The organism is Streptomyces sp. NPDC048434 (assembly GCF_043200375.1).
Taxonomy (GTDB): domain Bacteria; phylum Actinomycetota; class Actinomycetes; order Streptomycetales; family Streptomycetaceae; genus Streptomyces.
Genome location: NZ_JBICXQ010000017.1, coordinates 24296 through 43595, shown reverse-complemented (window position 1 = coordinate 43595; position 19300 = coordinate 24296). Strand labels below are relative to the sequence as shown.

Here is a 19300-nt window from a genome sequence, read left to right as displayed (position 1 = left end):
CACCGCCGCCGTGTCACGATCGCCACGTCACGTCACGTTCGCCACGTCACGACCGCCATGTCACGACCGCCATGTCACGACCGCCGTGCCAGGCCCGTCCCCTTGGCCGCGTCCAGCGCATACACACAGCGGTCCTTGCTGCAGGCGTACACCACACCGCCGACCGCCACCGGTGAACCGGTGATCTCGCCGCCGGTCGCCAGCTTCCAGCGCAGCTGGCCGCCCATCGCATCGAGGGTGTAGAGACAGTGGTCGGCCGAGCCGAAGTGCACCCGGCCCTCCACGACGACCGGTGCGCCGACGACCTCCGCGCCGGCCTGGAACCGCCAGCGCGGGGTGCCGGTCACCGCGTCCAGTGTGTAGAGCGCCTTGCCGCTGCCCAGGTGGACCGCGCCGTGCGCGACCAGCACGGGTTCGGTGGACTGCCGCGCCTCGGTGGCGATCCGCCAGCGGTCGCGGCCGTCGGCCGCGTCCAGTGCGTAGACCGTGCCGAGGTAGTCCGCCAGATAGACCCCGCCGCCGGTGACGGCCGGGCCGGGGGCGAAGGCGGGCGGGCTCAGGAACACCGCGGGCGCCTCGAAGTGCCAGCGCACGTCGCCGCGTGCGATGTCGATCGCCAGCACCCGGGTGCCGGCCACGACGTAGACCGCACCGTCCGAAGCGGGCAGCAGCCGCACCGGCACCCCGCCGCAGGACGCGGCGTCGCCCACCGGGTACGACCAGCGCTCGGCGCCGGTCCGCGCCTCCAGCGCCTTCAGCCGTGCGTCGGCCCAGACGAAGACCGTGCCGTCGTGCACCACGGGTCCGGCCTCGGCGGTCTCGAAGTCGGCCTGGACGCCGCCGATCTCCCACAGCCGTTCGCCGGAGGCCGCCTCCCAGGCCTGGACGCCGCCGCCCCGGGTACTGGTGACGACGGTCCCGCGGTCGGCCTGGAGGGCGTAGACCCAGCCCTCGGTGTGCAGCCGCCAGCGCTCGGTGCCGTCGTCGGCGTCCAGCGCGTACAGGCTCGGGCCGTCCGAGGCATGGATCCGGCCGTCCGCGACCGCCATCGCCCAGGCGACATCACGGGTCTTGAACTTACGGCGCCCGCTGGCCACATCGAGCGCATGCACCTCGAAGGACGTGACGTACAGCAGGTCGTCGGCGACGGCGGGGGTGCCCCACACGTCGTTCGACATCCGGAACCGCCAGGGGCGCCAGCGGCCGGGCTCGGCGGGCGGTGCCTCGGGCGGTGCGGGCGGAGCTGCCTCGCCGCGGGCCGGGCTCTCCCCGGCCAGGGCACCGCCCCCCTGGCCCTGTGGCGGCACACCGGCCACGGGTCCGGCACCGGGCGGCCGCACCCAGTTCGTCGCGGCACCGGCCTGCCCGCGCGGCTGCGGGCCAGGGGCGTCGGCGCGCGGCCCCGGCCCGATCGGGGCAGGCGAGCCACCGAGGCGTACGGGGCCGGCGGCGCCGTCAGCGGAGACGGCCGGCGGTGCGGACAGTGCGGCGGCGGGGGGCGGCGCCGCGGAGACCGGGGTCACCCGGGCCGTCGAGGCATCCGGGCCGAGCGCCGCGGGCTGCGGCATCGGGCCGGGGTTGCCACCGCGCGGGTCGCCGCCGCGGTGCGCGCCGGGACCCGCGCCGATATGGCCGGGCCAGCCGGACTCCGCGCCGGCCGGTGCGCTCTCCGGCCGCGGCGGCGCCGGGACGGGCTGCGGTGCGGGCATCGGGGGCGCCAGGGGCGGGGATGGCGGCGCGGCGGGCGCCGAACGGCCGGCGCTGCGCCCCGAGCCGGCCCGCTGGCTGTTGTTGAGCACGGCGGAGCGGCCGCCCCGCCGGCCCTCGATGAGCGCCACCGCGCCGGGCGGCAGCCAGGCCGAGGCGGTACCGCTGTCGTCGCTGCCGGAGCCGAAGAGATGCGGCGCGAGCTGGGACTGCAGATCGGCGGGGGACGGCCGCCGGCCGGCCTCCATCTGCATACAGGACTCCATGAGCGGGCGCAGTTCGTCCGGCAGCCCGGCCAGGTCGGGGCCCTCACGCAGCAGCATGAAGACGGTCTCGACGGGGTTGGCCCCATGGAACGGCGCATGCCCGGTGGCGGCGAAGACCAGCGTCGAGCCGAGGGAGAAGACATCGCTCGCGCCCGTCACACTGCGCGAGTCACGGGCCTGCTCGGGCGACATATAGGCGGGCGTGCCCACGGCGACGTTGGTCATCGTCAGACGGGTGTTGGACACCCCGGAGGCGATACCGAAGTCGATCACCCGGGGGCCGTCCTCGACGACCAGCACATTCGACGGCTTCAGGTCACGGTGCACCAGGCCCGCGCCATGGATGGACTGCAGCGCCTCGGCGATCCCGGCCGCCAGCCAGCGCACCGCCTGGGCCGGGAGCGGCCCGCACTCATTGACTATTTCCTCGAGGGAGGGCGCGGGGACATACGCCGTGGCGAGCCAGGGCACCGCCGCGCGCGGATCGGCGTCCACCACCGCGGCCGTGTAGAAGCCGCTGACCGCGCGGGCCGCCTCGACCTCGCGTGTGAAGCGGACCCGGAACAGCTGGTCCTCGGCGAGCTCGGTACGCACCGTCTTGATCGCCACGCGCCGGCCGGACGCCGAGCGCGCCAGATACACCAGACCCATGCCGCCGGCCCCGAGACGGCCGAGCACCTCGAACGGGCCGATCCGCCGGGGATCGTGCTGCGTCAGCTGTTTCAGCTGCTCCACCACTTGCCTGCCACCTCCCCGTGGGGCGTAAAAAAGAGACTCTCAAAAGCCACGAGCCGCCGAGAGCCACTGCCCCGTGCAGCGTCTCACCGCCTGGCCGAAACGGCCGTACGCGTGCTGATTGTTCCTGGCCGGGCCGACGGTTGCGAACCCGGGGCCCGCCCGCCGTGTCACGGCATGCCCCCCGTAGCCCGCGCCGGAACCGTTACCTGACGTAACCCAACCCCGCCTGACGTGCTGCGATACGTCCCCTGACGGGCGGTTACCGAGCGGGTTACCGGTGGGTTACGGATCTGCCCCGCACGACACCGCCCGAATTGCGGACGGTCACCATTCCGTTTGACGGGCCCGCGGCGGCAGCGGTTCGCCCTCCTGGACGTCCGGTGGCCGCGGTGGCCAAAAACCCGCTGCTCCTCCGACTGCGCACACCCATCCCCCACCGGTCTCGCCATCCCCGTCGCCGTTCCCGACCCGTCAGCCCAATTCTGCGCGTTCGAAGGTCATTTCGGCGCCATGACACCTGGCGTGGCGCCCTCCCGGACATCCGGACAGGCCCGGCCACCGGCCGCCGCGGCGGCCAGATCTCCAAGCTAGCGCCGGTTCGTACGGTTCGCCCGGTGAAAAATCGTACACACGGTCGATTCCCGCGAGGCTTGCGGGGCGCGGAAGCGGCGGGGCCGATGTTCAACTGAAGGCCATCGCCGTGCACTTGCCGCACGGAGGGTGACCGCTTATCCACCAAAGTTGTCCACAGCCTGTTGATAACACTCTTCACCGGTTCGGACCAAGCGGCGCGGCGCGATCCGCGGCCACCGGCGGGCCCGCCACCAGCACGCTCACGGCGGCCACGCACCCCGAACTCCCCCATCCCCATTTGCAGGCAGCCAAATCGCGCTCCGATCACCCCTCGGTAAGCTGACGGCATGACAGGACAAGTTCGAACCGTCGACGGCAGAGTTGCCGGCCGCCGCGGACAGGCGACGCGGCAAAAGCTTCTCGACTGCCTCAGTGAAATGCTCAGTTCGTCCCCCTACCGGGACGTCAAGGTCATCGATGTAGCCCGAAAAGCGGGGACTTCACCCGCAACGTTCTATCAGTACTTCCCAGACGTCGAGGGCGCCGTCCTCGAAATCGCCGAGGAGATGGCCAAAGAAGGCGCCACTCTGACCGATCTTGTCGCCGGACGCTCCTGGGTGGGCAAGTCCGCATGGCAGGCGGCGGAGGATCTGGTCGAAGGCTTCCTCTCCTTCTGGCGGAAGCATGACGCGATTCTGCGCGTCATCGACCTGGGCGCAGCCGAGGGCGACAAGCGGTTCTACAAGATCCGCATGAAGATCCTTAATGCCGTCACCAACTCCCTTACGGATTCGGTCAAGGAACTGCAGAGCAAGGGCAAGGTCGACAAGGACGTGAGTGCGCCCGCGATGGCCGGCTCGCTCGTCGCGATGCTGGCGGCGGTCGCCGGGCACCAGAAGGGCTTCCAGAGCTGGGGCGTCAAGCAGTCCGAGCTCAAGCCGACGCTGGCGTTGCTGGTGCACCTCGGCGTGACCGGCAAGAAGCCGACCAAATAACGAGATAACCGCGAAACATCCGAGGAAGCGCCGGAGAAGCAGTCGCGCCTCGAAGTCCCGGTGTTCCCCGGGCAGTTCGCCATCCGTCCTGATATCCGTCCTGCCATAGCTGTACCGCACACACAGCGGGCGTCGCGCGGCCCTCAGGGGTCCGCCGCAGCGCCCGCTGTGTGCATGGCGGACCGGGCGGACAAGGGCGAAGCCCCGTTACGCACCGGCCGGGTCACCGCCGCTCCAGCCGGAACAGCCGGATCTCCCGCGCCACCCGCGCCTGGTACGTGGCGTACGGCGGCCAGAAGGTCAGCGCCGCCCGCCATGCCTGCGCCCGCTCCTCACCGGTGAGCAGCCGGGCCCGCACCGGGATGTCCCGGCCGCGCCAACTCACCTCGGCGTCCGGATTCCTGAGCAGATTGCCGGTCCAGGCCGGATGCCCCGGCCGTCCGAAATTGCTGCCGATCAGCAGCCAGCCGCCGCCTTCCTCCGGCAGGCACGCCAGCGGAGTACGCCGCGGCTGCCCGCTCCTGGCCCCGGTCGCGGTCAGGACCACACCGGGCAGCATCCGCGCGCTGAGCAGCACCTTTCCGCGGGTCAGCCGATGCACCGTACGGTCCAGCGCGGGGATGAAGTGCGGCGCGATCCGGGCGAACGTACGGGTCGCGGAGACCTTCTGGAGCAACCGCTCACCCGGCGGCATCAGGCCTCCACCTCCTCTGGCGTACGGGCTCCCCCCGGCACACCGGCCGCGTCCCGGCTTGCGGGTGTCACCCTGCTCCCGCCGGTCTCCCTGCCACCGCTGGCCTCCCCCGCCCCACCCGTGAACAGCCCCGCCTCCTCCGCGGCCCGTGCCCGGAGCCGGTGCACGGGACCCAGCAGCAGTTCATCGCAGGCCGCACGCTTGAAGTACAGATGCGCGTCGTGCTCCCAGGTGAAGCCGATGCCGCCGTGCAGCTGCACGGCCTCGGCCGCCACCGCACGCAGCGTCTCCAGTGCCTGCGCCAGCGCGAGCGCCCCCACACCGGGCTCGGCGCCCCGGCCCCCGGACCGTCCGCCGCCCGCCGACCACGCCGCGTAGTACGCCGCCGAGCGCGCCGCCTGCAGCGTCACATACAGATCGGCGAGCCGGTGCTGCACCGCTTGGAAAGAGCCGATGGGCCGGCCGAACTGCTCGCGCTCTTGGACGTAGGCCACGGTGCGGGCCAGCGCCGTATCGGCCGCCCCGACCGCCTCGGCGGCCAGCGCCGCGGCGGCCGTCACCCCGGTCGCGGCGAGCGCCCCGGCCACCGCAGCCTCGTCGCCGTCCCCCTCCCCCAGCAACTCGGCCGGCACCTCGCGCAGTTCGAGGCGCGCCTGCGGGCGGGTCTCGTCCAGCGCGGTCTGCCGGGTCCGCAACAGACCGGGAACGACGGGCTCTTCAGCGCGCCGGGCGTCCGGCCGGTCCGCCGGCCGGTCCGCCGGCCGGTCCGCCGGGTGGGGTGCCGGGTGGGGTGCCGTCGCCCGCACGAGAAAGAGCAGGGTACGGCTGTGCGCGAACCCACCGGCGTGTGCGGCAACCACCAGCACCTCCGCGGTGTGCCCGTTCAGCACCTGACCGGCCTCCCCGTACAGCCGCCACGTTCCGTCCTGCACCCGCGCCTGGATGCCACCGGCCCGGCCGCCGCCCGCCCAGTCGCCGTCGTTCGGCCCGGTCAGCGCCAGTGCGGTGGCGAGCTGCCCGCCCGGTACGGCGAGCGTTCCGGTCAGCTCTCCGGTGGCGAGGGCCGGCAGCAGTTCGCTGCGCTGGCGTTCACTGCCCAGCGCGAGGATCAGCGGCGCGGCCAGCGCGGCGGTGGCGATCAGCGGCGAGGGAAGCACGGCGCGGCCGGTCTCCTCGCAGGCCAGGGCGAGTTCGGTGGGCCCGCAGCCCACCCCTCCGTATGCGGCGGGCAGCGCCAGGCCGGGCAGGCCGAGCTGAGCGGCGAGCTGTCGCCACAGCTGCTCGTCGTACCCGGGCGGGGTGCGCACCGCCGCCTTGACCTCGTCCGGACCGCAGCGCTTGAGCAGCAGTTCGCGCAGCGTGCGGCGGATTTCGTGCTGCTCCTCGGTGAACGCGGCATCCATCGGCGGGCTCCTCCCGGCCGTGCGACAACGCCCGTCCGGTCCGACGGGCCCCCGCTTCCGATCTGACGGGCCGTCATAGTAGGGACGGGGGGTGCACTTTCCTAGGCCGTGTCCGCAAGTCGTCGGGAGGATGGGGCGCGCGCCCCCGGCGCCGCCCCATGACGTCGCCCTCGGCCTCGTCGATACGGTCGGGGCCGAGGGCAGCGTGCGGGTGGGTCAGAGGATGAGATGGACCGTGAGCTGCGTTTCCGTTTGAGTGATGTTGACGGCGTGGAGGTAGCCGTGGGCGGTGCGGTAGCGGCCCGTGCCTCCGGTGATCGCCATGTCGATGTTGCCGGGGCCGGCCGTGGTGACGGTGAACCGGCCTTGCACGGTGAGCTGCCCCTGGGAGAGGGACAGATCGGATGCGCACTGCAGGTCGAACTCATCCGTGGGCTCGAAGCGGGTCAGCGTGCAGATCTCGCTGAAGGTGCCGACCGCGATACTGCCGCGGAACAGATTCCCGCTGAAGACGAATTCGTCCCCCAGGCTTGGCCCGCCCGATCCGTCCACATCGACGAGACCGCCCTGAGTCTGCTTCGCGACCAGCTGGAAGACTTCCTCTCTCGGCGGATTGGGCCCGCCGCCCGTACCGGTGAAAGCCGATGCCGAGGGCGCGCAGAAAAGGAGAGCGGCCAATCCGGTGACCGCACTCAGAGCGACATGCTTGAAGTGACGCACGGTTTTCTCCTGTGAGGCTGGAAGGGAATTTCACTGACCATTTGCCATGAGATGCAATAATTTCCGGGGCGATATCGGGCGGACGGCGTGACGGCATGACGCCATGGCCCTGCGACTTCCGCCTGACGGGCAAACCAGGGCCAAGTCGGCCGGGAGCTCGGCATTCCGGCGCCGTCATTCCGGCACCCGTTCCCGCATTTCTGCTGGTCACATGCGCGAGCGCCCCGTCGGGGAAGAGAAGAATGCGATGCCGGGAATGACGTCCCCCGCCAAGAATCCGTCAGTCATTCCGGAGCCGCGCGCCTGGGCAGGCACCGGCCATCGCAATGCGAAGGCGAACATGACACTCCCTGAGACAGGCGGGAACCTCTCGTCCCGCACACGGAAATGCCTGCTCCACCGCATGGGCAACAGCGAGCAGTCAACCGGTCGAAGTCCGGACCGGTGAAATACACACAGCGAATGGAGAATACCCGCCGCGGGAAAGCATTTAAAGACCGCGCCATTATCTCCGATTCTCCGATAATCGCTTTATGTCGCCTTCCTTGGGCGGCCCAATGCCGGGTCGTGGCCGACCTGTCGGTCGCGTCGGCCGGGCACAAGGCGGGGAGGCCGGACGCAGGCCACGAAGGCCGAGCAGGACGCGGAGGCCGGGTGGGCGCCGGGCGGACGCCGGGCGGCGATCCGCACTCTGCCCGCCCTCCAGGATCTGATGTACCGTCAGATCCATGACTTCAGGGACCCGTTACGGGAAGCGCAAGGTCGCCGTCGCCGGAGTGGCCCTGTCCGATTGCGGGCGCGTGGACGAGGCCACCCCGTACGCCCTGCACGCCCAAGCCGCCCGCCGGGCACTCGCCGACAGCGGTCTGGACCGTTCGGTGATCGACGGCTTCGCCTCGGCGGGCCTGGGCACCCTCGCGCCCGTCGAAGTCGCCGAATATCTGGGACTGCACCCCACCTGGGTCGACTCGACTTCGGTCGGCGGCTCCACCTGGGAAGTACTGGCCGCGCACGCCGCCGACGCGATCGCCGCCGGCCACGCCAACGCCGTACTTCTCGTCTACGGTTCCACCGCCCGCGCCGACCTCAAGGCCGGGCGCCGCACCGCGAACCTCTCCTTCGGGGCCCGCGGCCCACTCCAGTTCGAGGTCCCCTACGGGCACACCCTGGTCGCCAAGTACGCCATGGCCGCCCGCCGCCATATGTACCAATACGGCACCACCCTGGAGCAGTTGGCCCAGATAGCCGTCCAGGCGCGCGCCAATGCGGCGGCCAACCCCGACGCCATGTACCGCGACCCGATCACCGTCGACGAGGTTCTCTCCGGCCCCGTGATCGCCGACCCGTTCACCAAACTGCACTGCTGCATCCGCTCCGACGGCGGCTGCGCGGTCCTGCTCGTCGCCGAGGACTACGTCGAGGACCTCGCCAAACCCCCGGTATGGGTGCTCGGTTCCGGCACCGCGGTCTCGCACACCACCATGTCGGAGTGGGACGACTTCACCGTCTCGCCCGCCGCGGTCTCCGGCCGGCTGGCCTTCGAACGCGCCGGTGTCCGCCCCTCCGAGATCGACCTCGCGGAACTCTATGACGCCTTCACCTATATGACCCTGGTGACCCTGGAGGACCTGGGCTTCTGCGCCAAGGGGGAGGGCGGTGCGTTCGTCGAGAAGGGGCGGCTGCTGCGGGACGGGGAGCTGCCGGTCAACACCGACGGGGGTGGGCTGGCCGCCTGCCATCCCGGTATGCGCGGCCTGTTCCTGCTGGTCGAGGCGGTACGCCAACTCCGCGGCGAGGCCGGCCCGGACCGCCAGGTTCGTCAACGCGACGGCGCGCTGCCGCAGCTCGCGGTCGCCTCGGGCACGGGTGGCTGGTTCTGTTCATCGGGGACGGTGGTGTTGGGACGGGGGTGACGGGGCTGCGCCCGAGCCCCGCCCCGCCCCATCCGCCCGGCCCGTCCGCCCGGCCCCGGGGCGTCAGCCCAGCCGCTTCTCGATCAGGTCGGCGGCGCGGCGGGCGCCCCCCTCCGCGCGGGACTCCGCCCGTAGCTCGGCGGAACGTGCGGCGACCTGGGGATCGGTGGTGAGTTCCGTCAGAGCACTGCGCAAGGCCACCGCCGTGGCGTCGGCGGTGTCGAGGCGCCGGGCGACGCCCAGCTCCACCAGTCGGTCGGCGTTGTGGAACTGCTCGGCGCCCTGCGGGACGGCGATCATCGGCACACCGACGTACAGCCCCTCACTGCTGCCGCCCATCCCCGCATGCGTCACAAACGCATCCGCCTGCTCCAGTACCGCCAACTGCGGTACGCACGACCGCACTTCGATGTTCGCGGGGATCTCTTCCCCCAGCTCCGCCGGGTCGGTGTACTTGCCGATCTGCAGCACCACATGCCATCCCGGCAGCTCTCCGAACGCCGCCACGCACTGCCGGTAGAACTCGGGCTGTCGCGTGTACGCAGAGCCGAGCGACACCAGCAGCACCTTGTCGGCGCCGGCCGGCCGCGTCCAGCCGCCCTGTTCCGCACGGCTGCCGAAGCACGGCCCGACGAAGGTCACCGCGGCGTCGTCCACCCGGTCCGCACACGGCTGCATGGCGCGCGGGATCATGGCCAGCGCCCGGCGCGGCCGGCCGGAGAATTCGTCGACATCCGTGGTGACCGCACCGCACCGTGCCAGCCAGGCCGCGAACCGCGCGCGGTAGGCATCCGCCCCCGGCAGCCCGGCGAACAGCGCGCCGAACTCCTCCTGGGCCCCCTCCCAGCCCACATAGGTCGGTGACAGTTGAACGAGGTCGCGGCCCTGCGACTCGGCCAGCGCACGGGCCGCGTAGGCGGCGATGTCGTAGAGGTAGAGGTCGGCGGGGTCCTCGTCGTACGCGGCACGCAGCTGCGGCAGGACCGCGATCGCGTCGTCAAGGAAGAGCGAGGAGGCGGCGACGGGGTCCTGCGGCCAGTTGCCGTCGACCGGCAGGGTGGAGGTGTAGCGGACGAACTCGGCGCCGGTGGGGGCGATCAGCTCGGCCGCATGGTCGGTGTTGGCGTACGTCACGCGATGGCCGCGGGCCACCAGCTCACGGATGATCTCCAGGCTGGGCAGCACATGGCTAACCATGGGCGCGCCGACCATGGCGATATGGGCGGGCGCAGAAACAGAGCGACGCATAGGAGCAGGACTTCCTTCGGTACAGAGCTACGGAACGGGGACACGGAAGCCCGACGGTCCAGGCGGCATCGCGCGACACCGGCAACGAAGCCGGCGCGCCGCGGGCGCACCTGGGTGCGGGCGGGGCGGTGGAACGCCCTCGGCCGTGTCAGCCGTAGATCTGCAGGAAGTTCATGGGGGAAGCGTAGGCGGGGCCCTGCGGCGGGGCGAATGGATTTTTTCCGCGGCGGCGCCGTGGTGGCGTGACGGGGTGGGGGCCCGGCGGGTCGGGGGCGCGGCATGGCTGGTCCGAGCCGGGCCGGGCCGGGCCTGGAGCCCGGACCGGACCGCGGGCGATGGCTAACTGGCGCTCGACGGGCGGGTGATGACGCTGAAGGCCGTCCCGAACGGATCGGTGATCGCGGCCATGCGGCCGTAGGGGGCGTCCTCCGGGGTGCCTGCGGTACCCCCTGCGGCGAGGGCCCTGCCCACCAGTGCGTCGGTGTCCGCGACCTCGAACACCGTCTGCCAACGGGATGCCGTGGCCGACGGATCGCCGAAGATGCCGCCGATCTCATGGCCGTCGGGGCGGCGCAGGAAGGTGAAGTCGAAGTCGGGGAGGTCGTCGTTGCCGTCGAGAGTGAAGTCGAAGACGGTGGCGTAGAAGCGGCGGGCAGGGCCGGGGTCCGGGCAGGCGAGGTCGTTGCGGACCAGCGTGCAGGGCTCGTTGACCAGCTCACCGCCCGGCAGCGTACGTCCCTGCCAGAGGCTGAAGCGAGCTCCGGTGGGGTCCGCCACGACGGCCGTACGCCCCAGGTCCGCCGCGTCCGCAGGCGGTGCGAGCACCCTCCCGCCACCGACGGCGATCTGCTTGGCCGTACCGTCACAGTCGTCCGTGGCGAAGTAGACGTGCCACCAGGACTCGCCCTCGATGTCGGCGGCGGAGGCGGGCCGCAGCGCCGCCACCCGCTGACCGCGCAGCAGGCACAGCGTGAACGGGCCGGTCGCCGCCGACCGCTCCTCGTACTCCCAGCCGAACAGCGCGCGGTAGAACGCCTTCGCACGGTCGAGGTCGGGGACCCCCAGGTCGATCCAGGCCGGCGTTCCGAGCGGCTGGTTGGTGCTGATCTTGCTCAACTTCTGCTCCTTCGCAGTGACACTGCCAAGGCCGACGCTAGTGACGATCGAGGTCAGGAGGTGTCCTACTTGCCGCCGCGGCGGACAACGCCTTGAGCAGGGCCTTGAGTAGGGCCTTGAGTAGGGCCTTGAGCAGGGCCATCAGCAAGGTCATGAGCGATGAGACTTCGGGCGGCGCGGCAGGCAATCCGGCCATCACCGACCGGCTCGCACGGCGTCATGAACAACCGCCTATGACAACTGGCCGGTGAACGGCTGCCGGTGAACGAATGCCAATGAACGACTGCCGGTGAACGACTGCCATTGAGTAATCGTCACGAACAGACGTCATGTACAAATGTCATAGACAAGTGTTTAAGACGCTCGTATAGTCCGTCCCACCGGTCGGCGAGTGCGTCACGACCGAGCGCCGGGATCACCCGGCGCAGTCCGTTCAGGAGCCCCACGACCCCGAAGGGAACCCCGTCATGCCCGGCACCGACCCGTCGCCCTGCACTACGCCCCAGACCGTGCTGATTTCCGGCGCGAGCATCGCCGGCCCGGCGCTCGCGTACTGGCTGCACCGCTACGGCTTCGCGGTGACCGTCGTCGAGCGCGCCCCCGAGCTGCGGACCGGCGGCTACAAGGTCGATATCCGGGGCGCCGCGATCGAGGTCGTCGAACGGATGGGGATCCTGGAGGAGATCCAGCGCGCCAGTACGGACATGCGGACCGGCGCGTACGTGAACGACGACGGCAAGCGGATCGCCACCCTCCCCGCCGATATCTTCGGCGCCCGGGTCGGCCGCGACGACGAGATCATGCGCGGCGATCTGGCGCGCATCCTCTACGAGCGCACCCGGACGGATGTCGAGTACCTCTTCGGCGACTCGATCACCTCGATCACCACTCCTGACACCCCGGCCACCACTGCCGCTCCTGCCGCCCCCGGCACCTCGGTCACCCCTGTCACCGGGCGACCGGACGGTCACCACGATGCCGACGGCGTCGCAGGAGTCGCGGACGTTGCAGACGTCGTAGGCGTCATGGGCGTCATGGGCGTCACGGGCGTCACGGGCACCACAGACGCCACGGGCGTCGAGGTCACGTTCGAGCGTGCCGCTCCCCGTCGCTTCGACCTCGTCGTCGGCGCGGACGGTCTGCACTCCACCGTCCGGCGGCTGGTCTTCGGCCCGGAGGAGCAGTTCCTACGGCACCTCGGGGCGTATGCCTCCGCTTTCTCCATGCCGAATGAACTCGGCCTGGACCACGAGGAGTTGTACCACGCCCAACCCGGCAGGCTGATCTGTGCCTACAGCTCTGCCGGGGACCCCGCGGCCAAGGGCCTGCTCATCTTCCGCTCACCGCGGCTGAGCTACGACCACCGGGACCCGGATCAGCAACGGGCGTTGCTGGAAGCCGCGTTCGAGGGGCTGGGCGTCCCCCCGGCCGGAGGCTGGCGGGAGGTCCCACGGCTGCTCGAAGCGGCTCGCGAGGCGAGCGACTTCTACTTCGACGGGCTGCAGCTGATCGAGATGGACCGCTGGTCGCGCGGCCGGGTGGTGCTGCTCGGCGATGCCGCGCACTGCGCGTCACCGGCGTCGGGTCAGGGCACGGGGATGGCGCTGGTCGGCGCGTATGTCCTGGCCGGGGAACTCGCGGCGGCCGACCGCGATCCGGAGACGGCCTTCGGGCGCTACGAGGAGGAGATGCGCGGCTATGTCGCGGGCAATCATGCGCTGGCGACGGAGTTCGCCCAGGAGATGACGGTGGGCACCCGGCGGCAGATCCGGTTCCGGCATCTGATGATGCGGATCCTGCCCCACATGCCGTGGAAGAACCTGGTCGCGAAGAAGATCGCCGAGGACGTACAGCGTGGGGCCAACGCGATCACGCTCAAGGACCATCCGGTATCGAACGGGGCCGCCGGTCCCGCTCCGGCCGCCGCACGCCCCACGTACGCTGCCTGACATGACTGATCATCCCGGGCACCGGAACACGCCGGATGCCGTCCCCGCCGACGCCACCGCGGACCACTCCGGAGCTGCGGACGCCCGCGCGTTCCATGAGCTGCTGCGCGGGCTGCGGGTCTGGGACGTCGAGCTGCCGTCGTTCGACCCGGCAACGGCTCCGGACGATCCGCTGCCACTGTTCCGGCAGTGGTTGCGGGAGGCCGCCGAGGCCGGTGTGCCCGAGCCGCACACCATGACGCTCGGCACCGCGGACGCGGCCGGTGACCCCTCCGTGCGGACCCTGATGCTGCACGACGCCGATGAGCAGGGCTGGCACTTCGCCTCGCATCGCGGCAGCCGTAAGGGCCGCGAACTGGCCGAGCGGCCGCGGGCGGCGCTCGGTTTCTACTGGGCCGCGGTCGGCCGCCAGGTGCGGGTCCGGGGATCGGTGACCGCGGCGGGCCCCGAGGAGAGCGCCGCCGATCTGCACCGCCGCTCCACGGGCGCGCTGGCCGCGGCGCTGGTCGGCCGGCAGAGCGAGGTGCTCGGCTCGACGGCGGAGCTGGCGCGCGCCTCGGACGCCGCATGGGAGCACGCCCGGCGCGAGCCGGAGGCGCCGGTGCCGAGCTGGACGCTGTATGTGCTGCGCGCCGAGGAGGTCGAGTTCTTCCAGGGCGATGCACGGCGCCGTCATGTGCGCCTCAACTACCGCTACGAGGGCGGGAGCTGGGTGAAGGAACTGCTCTGGCCGTGAGCCGGGGAGCGGGTCCGGAAGTCGTCGGAGGAACGGGCGTCTCGGTCGGCCCGGACGTCGTCGAAGAGAACAAGCATCTCGGCCGGGCCGGGCGTCGTCGAAGAGAACGGGCATCTCGGCCGGTCCAAGCGTCACAGCCGGGCCGAGCGTCACAGCCGGTCCCGGCGTCGCAGCCGGTCCAGAGGTCTCGGCCGGCCCGGTCCTCACCGCGGCCCTCTTACCTCCGCCGGTCCGCTCGCCCTCACAGTTGCTGATACATGATGTGCAGCCCCACATAGCCCTTGGTGGGGTGCCGGAAACCCTCGGGGAGCGTCGTCATGATCCGGAAGCCCAGGGACTCCCAGAGGGCGACGGCACCAGTGTTGGTCTCCACGACAGCGTTGAACTGCATCGCGCGATAGCCCTCGGCGCGGGCCCAGGCCAGTACGTGTTCGCCCAGCGCCCGGCCGACGCCGCGTCCGCCGCGCTGCGGATCGACCATGAAGCTCGCACTGGCGATATGCGCGGCGCCGCCCATGTGGTTGGGGTTCATCTTGGCCGTACCGAGCACCGTGCCGGACTCGTCGACGGCGACGACCGTGCGGCCGGGCGCCGTCAGCATCCACATCTCGCGGGCCGTCGCCTCATCGAGGTCCCGTGGATAGGCATAGGTCTCCCCGGCCGCCACGATGGCGTGGAAGAAGGGCCAGATGGCGGGCCAGTCGCCCGCGGTCGCGTCACGAATCAGCACGGCCACAGCATCCCGCGGACGCGGCGCGCCCGCCACCGCATTACGCCGCGTCCCTGTCCAGGGGCACAGGGTGGCGGGAAGGTGAGCACATGGACGCATGGACGCATGGGCGCATGGGCGCATGGGCGCATGGGCGCATGGGCGCATGGGCGCATGGACGCACGTGGGGACGCAGGCCCTCAGGCACACCCTGACGTCACGCGGGCCGGAAGACAGGGACGGCGACCCTGCCGCCCGCGCCCTCCCCGTCGCCTGCGCCCTGGCCCTCGCACTCGCCCTCTCCCTCACGACGGAAGTGCACCGCGAGCGGCATCCCGATCCGTAGTTCCGGCTCCGGGCAGTCGGTGATCTCGGTCATCATCCGGGGGCCTTCGACGAGATCGACCACGGCCGCGATGTACGGGACCCGGTCGCCGAACGGCGGAAGGTCGTTACGGTGCACGACGGACCAGGTGTAGAGGGTGGCGCGGCCGGTGGCCTGTGCCCAGCCGACATCCTCACTCCAGCAGTACGGGCAGAACTCACGCGGGTAGTGATGCGCCGCACCACACCCCTCCGCCCGGCAGCGACGCAGCAGCAGCCGCCCCTCGGCCGCCGCATCCCAGTACGGCCGGGTGAAGGCATCCACCTCCGGCAGATCGAAACGCGCCGCACTCCGCGCCGCACTCCGCTCCGCACGCGGCACACCACCTTGCATCCCTCTCGTCCCAGCAGTCCCGGCCATTACGCGAACACCCCCACCGCTTCATCGACCGACCACGTCTGCCGGCTCCTCGCGAACGGGGCGACCAGCGAGATCAGCGCCATCATGGCGTTCTGCCCCTGCTCCGCCCGGTCATGGACGCACCACACGCCTCCACCCTTCCCTGACGGTACGTCAGTTCAGCCGATACGGAACGCATTACGCAAGGGGCCCTGCGCAATCCACGCCCACCCCGGGAAGCCGAGGCCGCCCCCGGACCGAACCCCGCAAGCTTTTACCGTGCAGCCCCATTCCTGACGCGCCGTCAGTTCAGTAACCTGACTATGCGTCAGTTAAGGAGAACGAGAGGCCTCACACAGGAGCGGGCGTCTGCGATGCTTGGATCGACTCACGGCACCCTCACCACTCACTCCCGGCCGGCCCGCGTCATGGCCTGTGGGGAGCAACCACCACACTCCGTCCACGGCATCAGTGAACCGCACCCCGGCGACGGCGGACAGGGCGCCGGGGCGGTCGACCGCGATGTCAGCGGGCGCCCGCTGCACGCTCCGGTGCCCGACCTGGACCGGTTCTTCCGGCCCGAGTCCGTGGCCGTGGTCGGCGCCTCGGACAGCGAGGGCCGCCCCAACACGGGCATCACCCGCCAGCTGATCGCCTGGGCGGAGCGCGTCGGCGCCCGGCTCCACCCCGTGAACCCGGGACGCACCCAGGTCTTCGGGCGGCCTTGTCACGCCACCGTCGCCGATCTGCCGGAGACCGTCGATCTCGCCGTACTCCTCGTCGGCGATCCCCTGCCGGTCATCGAGCAACTCGCCGAGGCGAAAGTGAAGTTCGCCGTGGCCTTCGCTTCCGGTTTCGCCGAGACCGGCGAGCGCGGCGCGGCCGCCCAGGCCCGGCTGGCCGAGGCCGTCGAGCGCTCCGGTCTGCGACTGCTCGGCCCGAACACCAACCTCAACGCCTTCGAGAAGTTCCGCGAGGACCTGGACGGCCCGGCCATCGCCCTGATCACGCAGTCAGGCCACCAGGGCCGCCCCGTCTTCAGCCTTCAGGAACTGGGCATCCGCCTCTCGCACTGGGCACCCACCGGCAACGAGGCCGATCTGGAGACCGCTGACTTTCTCTCCTACTTCGCCACCCGCCCCGAGGTCGGCGCCATCGCCGCGTATGTGGAAGGCCTCAAGGACGGCCGCAGCTTTCTGCTGGCCGCCGACCGCGCCGCCCGCAACAAGGTGCCCGTCGTCGCCGTCAAGGTCGGACGCACCGAGACCGGTGCCCGGACGGCCGCCTCGCACACCGGCAAGCTCACCGGCGCCGATGGCGTCGTGGACGCGGCGATGCGGCAGTTCGGGGTGATCCGGGTGGACGGGCTCGACGAGCTGCAGGACACCGCGGCCCTGCTGGCCCGCGCCGGCAAGCCCACCGCGGAGGGCATAGCCGTCTATTCGATCTCCGGTGGCACCGGCGCCCACTTCTCCGACCTGGCGACGGCGGCGGGGCTGCGGCTGCCCACCCTCGGTGAGGTCAAGCAGGCCGAACTGCACCAGTGGATACCGGACTACCTCAACGTCGCCAATCCGATCGACAACGGCGGGCACCCGGTCGGCGACTGGCGCGGCCGCAAGATCATCGACGCGATCCTGGCCGACCCGTCCATCGGCGTACTGATCTGCCCGATCACCGGGCCCTTCCCGCCCATGAGCGACAAGCTCGCGCAGGATCTGGTGGATGCGGCGGAGCAGACGGACAAGCTGGTGTGTGTGGTGTGGGGCTCGCCGGTCGGTACCGAGGACGCCTATCGCAGCACCCTCCTCGGCTCCTCGCGGGTGGCGACCTTCCGCACCTTCGCCAACTGCATCACCGCCGTACGCGCCTACCTCGACCACCACCGCTTCGCTGCCGGCTACCGCTCCCCCTTCGAGGACGCCCCGCGCATCCCGTCCCCGTCCGCGCGCAAGGCGCAGGCCCTGATGCGTCCGGGCCAGCCGCTCAGTGAGCACGGGGCCAAGCAGCTGCTGCGCGCGTACGGCATCCGGGTCCCGCGCGAACAGCTGGTGACCAGCGCGGCGGCGGCCGTACGGGCGGCGAGTCTGGTCGGCTACCCCGTGGTCATGAAGGCCTCCGGGCCGCAGCTGGCGCACAAGACCGAACTCGGCCTGGTCAAGGTCCAACTGACCTCGGCCAGCCAGGTCAGGGACGCCTATCGCGAGCTCACCGACATCGCCCGTTACGAGGACGTCCCGCTGGACGGTGTACTGGTCTGCCAGATGATCCAGCGGGGCGTCGAGATGGTCGTCGGCATCACCCACGACAGCCTCTTCGGGCCGACCGTGACCGTCGGCCTCGGCGGGGTGCTCGTCGAGGTCCTGCAGGACGTCGCGGTGGGCATCCCGCCCTTCGGTGAGGACCAGGCGCGCGCGATGCTCGACGAGCTCCGCGGCCGCGCCCTCCTGGACGGTGCACGCGGCGCACCGCCCGCGGATATCGATGCGCTGGTCGAGGTCGTGCTCAGGGTGCAGCGGATGGCGCTCGAACTCGACGGCGAACTGGCCGAGTTGGACATCAATCCGCTGGTGGTGCTGCCACGCGGGGAGGGCGCCGTCGCCCTGGACGCGCTGGCCATCTGCCCTTGACCGGCCCCGTAGCCGCAGGCACACCCACGCCCGCACCCGCACGAACGCCGTCAGCCACCACGCCGCCGCCCGCCACGCCGCGACCCGCCGTCCACACCCTGACCGCACCCTTGGGAGCCGCTCCCCCATGACGCCCTCACCGTCCCCCGGTTCCGTTCCCCCTGCCGACGGCGCCGCCGGGCCCGACAGGCCCGACGGACCCGGCCGGCCCGCCGACGGCACCACCAGTGTCGATCCCCCCGACCGCGCGGACCCCGTCGATTCATTGGTACTGCACGCCACTGACAACGGCGTCTCGTGGATCACCCTCAACCGGCCGGAGGCGATGAACGCCGTCACCTGGGAGCAGCGCGAACGCCTCATCGGCCGGCTCGCCGACGCCTCGGCCGACCCGGACGTACGGGCCGTGGTCATCACCGCGACCGGCAGGGGCTTCTGTGCGGGCGCCGATCTCCGCGGCTCGCCGTCGTCGGGCGAACGGGTCGCCGGTGATGTCGCCCGGATGATCCGCGACGGCGCCCAGCGGCTCATCGCGGCGGTGCTGGACTGCGAGAAGCCGGTCATCGCCGCCGTCAACGGCACCGCGGCCGGGCTCGGCGCCCATCTCGCGCTCGCCTGCGATCTGGTGCTGGCCGCCGAATCGGCCCGTTTCATCGAGGTGTTCGTACGCCGCGGTCTGGTCCCGGACGGCGGCGGCGCCTACCTCCTGCCACGGCTGGTCGGCCCGCAGCGCGCCAAGGAGCTGATGTTCTTCGGCGACGCGGTACCGGCCGCCGAGGCGGCACGGATGGGACTGGTCAACCGAGTCGTCCTGGACTGCGAGCTGGCAAAGACGGCCCGGGAGTGGGCAGAGCGGCTGGCGGCGGGCCCGACCCGGGCGCTGGCCCTGACCAAACAGCTGGTCAATGCCTCGCTCGACGCCGACCGTGCCGCGGCCTTCGCGGCCGAGGCCACCGCCCAGGAGATCAATATGACGACGGCGGACGCACAGGAGGGGGTCGCCTCCTTCGTGGAGCGACGCAACCCGGTCTACCGGGGGCGGTGACCCGCCGCGCCGGACGCACGGGAGACGAAGGGGAGGCGAAGGGCAGACGAAGAGCCCGCGCCCGGCGTACGGGCAAGACGAACATCCGGCGCCCTACGCCTCGCAGGCGCCGCCCTTCCGCGGGCCGCCCACCG

14 protein-coding genes and 1 pseudogene are annotated in these 19300 nt (G+C 71.4%); 6 read left to right on the top strand and 9 right to left on the bottom strand.

Translation table 11 applies throughout. The features are described from left to right. Window positions 1-74 precede the first annotated feature (74 nt). The gene (locus ACGFWI_RS20805) at window positions 75-2711 is read right to left on the bottom strand and encodes a PQQ-binding-like beta-propeller repeat protein (RefSeq protein ID WP_393907446.1); all 2637 of its coding nucleotides are present in this window, start codon (window positions 2709-2711) and stop codon (window positions 75-77) included. Between the two features lie 920 nt (window positions 2712-3631). On the opposite strand from ACGFWI_RS20805, the gene ACGFWI_RS20800 reads away from it, so the two are divergent. Then, window positions 3632-4279 carry a TetR family transcriptional regulator gene (locus ACGFWI_RS20800; RefSeq protein WP_393907445.1) on the top strand — a complete coding sequence of 216 codons (648 nt, stop codon included), beginning with the start codon at window positions 3632-3634 and terminating at the stop codon, window positions 4277-4279. A 223-nt stretch (window positions 4280-4502) separates the two neighbouring features. Here ACGFWI_RS20800 and ACGFWI_RS20795 read toward each other — a convergent pair whose 3' ends face one another. From ACGFWI_RS20795 to ACGFWI_RS20785, 3 genes are all read right to left on the bottom strand, one after another. Beyond that, window positions 4503-4973 (bottom strand): nitroreductase family deazaflavin-dependent oxidoreductase, encoded by a 471-nt coding sequence (locus tag ACGFWI_RS20795; protein ID WP_393907444.1) that lies wholly within the window; start codon window positions 4971-4973, stop codon window positions 4503-4505. Then, the gene (locus ACGFWI_RS20790) at window positions 4973-6376 is read right to left on the bottom strand and encodes an acyl-CoA dehydrogenase family protein (RefSeq protein ID WP_393907443.1); all 1404 of its coding nucleotides are present in this window, start codon (window positions 6374-6376) and stop codon (window positions 4973-4975) included. The genes ACGFWI_RS20795 and ACGFWI_RS20790 overlap by 1 nt, the downstream gene beginning before the upstream one ends. A gap of 216 nt (window positions 6377-6592) precedes the next feature. Next, window positions 6593-7096: a hypothetical protein gene (locus tag ACGFWI_RS20785; RefSeq protein ID WP_393907442.1), complete on the bottom strand. Its 504-nt coding sequence runs from the start codon at window positions 7094-7096 to the stop codon at window positions 6593-6595. Window positions 7097-7824: 728 nt separating this feature from the next. Here ACGFWI_RS20785 and ACGFWI_RS20780 point away from each other — a divergent pair. Further along, window positions 7825-9009, top strand: a complete 1185-nt coding sequence (locus ACGFWI_RS20780; RefSeq protein ID WP_393907441.1) for an acetyl-CoA acetyltransferase — start codon at window positions 7825-7827, stop codon at window positions 9007-9009. 63 nt (window positions 9010-9072) lie between these two features. On the opposite strand, the gene ACGFWI_RS20775 is transcribed toward ACGFWI_RS20780, so the two are convergent. Beyond that, window positions 9073-10257, bottom strand: coding sequence for a macrolide family glycosyltransferase (locus tag ACGFWI_RS20775; RefSeq protein ID WP_393907440.1), 1185 nt, complete (start codon window positions 10255-10257; stop codon window positions 9073-9075). A gap of 339 nt (window positions 10258-10596) precedes the next feature. Further along, on the bottom strand, window positions 10597-11373 hold the full coding sequence (locus tag ACGFWI_RS20770) for a VOC family protein (RefSeq protein ID WP_393907439.1): 777 nt from the start codon (window positions 11371-11373) through the stop codon (window positions 10597-10599). Between the two features lie 467 nt (window positions 11374-11840). Between ACGFWI_RS20770 and ACGFWI_RS20765 the strand changes: the two genes are divergently transcribed. Further along, the gene (locus ACGFWI_RS20765; protein ID WP_393907438.1) at window positions 11841-13322 is read left to right on the top strand and encodes an FAD-dependent monooxygenase; all 1482 of its coding nucleotides are present in this window, start codon (window positions 11841-11843) and stop codon (window positions 13320-13322) included. Between the two features lies 1 nt (window position 13323). Beyond that, window positions 13324-14058, top strand: coding sequence for a pyridoxal 5'-phosphate synthase (locus ACGFWI_RS20760; RefSeq protein WP_393907437.1), 735 nt, complete (start codon window positions 13324-13326; stop codon window positions 14056-14058). 241 nt (window positions 14059-14299) lie between these two features. Here the strand turns inward: ACGFWI_RS20760 and ACGFWI_RS20755 are convergent, their stop codons facing one another. From ACGFWI_RS20755 to ACGFWI_RS20745, 3 genes and pseudogenes are all read right to left on the bottom strand, one after another. Next, the gene (locus tag ACGFWI_RS20755) at window positions 14300-14788 is read right to left on the bottom strand and encodes a GNAT family N-acetyltransferase (RefSeq protein WP_393907436.1); all 489 of its coding nucleotides are present in this window, start codon (window positions 14786-14788) and stop codon (window positions 14300-14302) included. A gap of 196 nt (window positions 14789-14984) precedes the next feature. Continuing rightward, the gene (locus tag ACGFWI_RS20750; RefSeq protein ID WP_393907435.1) at window positions 14985-15485 is read right to left on the bottom strand and encodes a Zn-ribbon domain-containing OB-fold protein; all 501 of its coding nucleotides are present in this window, start codon (window positions 15483-15485) and stop codon (window positions 14985-14987) included. Between the two features lie 26 nt (window positions 15486-15511). Beyond that, window positions 15512-15640 (bottom strand): annotated as a pseudogene (locus ACGFWI_RS20745) (DoxX family protein); the annotation flags it as partial. Between the two features lie 225 nt (window positions 15641-15865). Here ACGFWI_RS20745 and ACGFWI_RS20740 point away from each other — a divergent pair. Further along, on the top strand, window positions 15866-18121 hold the full coding sequence (locus ACGFWI_RS20740) for an acetate--CoA ligase family protein (protein WP_393907434.1): 2256 nt from the start codon (window positions 15866-15868) through the stop codon (window positions 18119-18121). A gap of 127 nt (window positions 18122-18248) precedes the next feature. After that, window positions 18249-19166 (top strand): enoyl-CoA hydratase/isomerase family protein, encoded by a 918-nt coding sequence (locus tag ACGFWI_RS20735; protein ID WP_393907433.1) that lies wholly within the window; start codon window positions 18249-18251, stop codon window positions 19164-19166. The last annotated feature ends 134 nt before the right edge of the window (window positions 19167-19300 follow it).

Excerpts from the sequence above, each read along its gene's own strand:
- ACGFWI_RS20800 (WP_393907445.1), top strand. The coding sequence starts at position 3,632 with ATGACAGGACAAGTTCGAACCGTCGACGGCAGAGTTGCCGGCCGCCGC.
- ACGFWI_RS20795 (WP_393907444.1), bottom strand. The coding sequence starts at position 4,973 with ATGCCGCCGGGTGAGCGGTTGCTCCAGAAGGTCTCCGCGACCCGTACG.
- ACGFWI_RS20790 (WP_393907443.1), bottom strand. The coding sequence starts at position 6,376 with ATGGATGCCGCGTTCACCGAGGAGCAGCACGAAATCCGCCGCACGCTG.
- ACGFWI_RS20780 (WP_393907441.1), top strand. The coding sequence starts at position 7,825 with ATGACTTCAGGGACCCGTTACGGGAAGCGCAAGGTCGCCGTCGCCGGA.
- ACGFWI_RS20775 (WP_393907440.1), bottom strand. The coding sequence starts at position 10,257 with ATGCGTCGCTCTGTTTCTGCGCCCGCCCATATCGCCATGGTCGGCGCG.
- ACGFWI_RS20765 (WP_393907438.1), top strand. The coding sequence starts at position 11,841 with ATGCCCGGCACCGACCCGTCGCCCTGCACTACGCCCCAGACCGTGCTG.
- ACGFWI_RS20760 (WP_393907437.1), top strand. The coding sequence starts at position 13,324 with ATGACTGATCATCCCGGGCACCGGAACACGCCGGATGCCGTCCCCGCC.
- ACGFWI_RS20750 (WP_393907435.1), bottom strand. The coding sequence starts at position 15,485 with ATGCAAGGTGGTGTGCCGCGTGCGGAGCGGAGTGCGGCGCGGAGTGCG.
- ACGFWI_RS20740 (WP_393907434.1), top strand. The coding sequence starts at position 15,866 with ATGCTTGGATCGACTCACGGCACCCTCACCACTCACTCCCGGCCGGCC.
- ACGFWI_RS20735 (WP_393907433.1), top strand. The coding sequence starts at position 18,249 with ATGACGCCCTCACCGTCCCCCGGTTCCGTTCCCCCTGCCGACGGCGCC.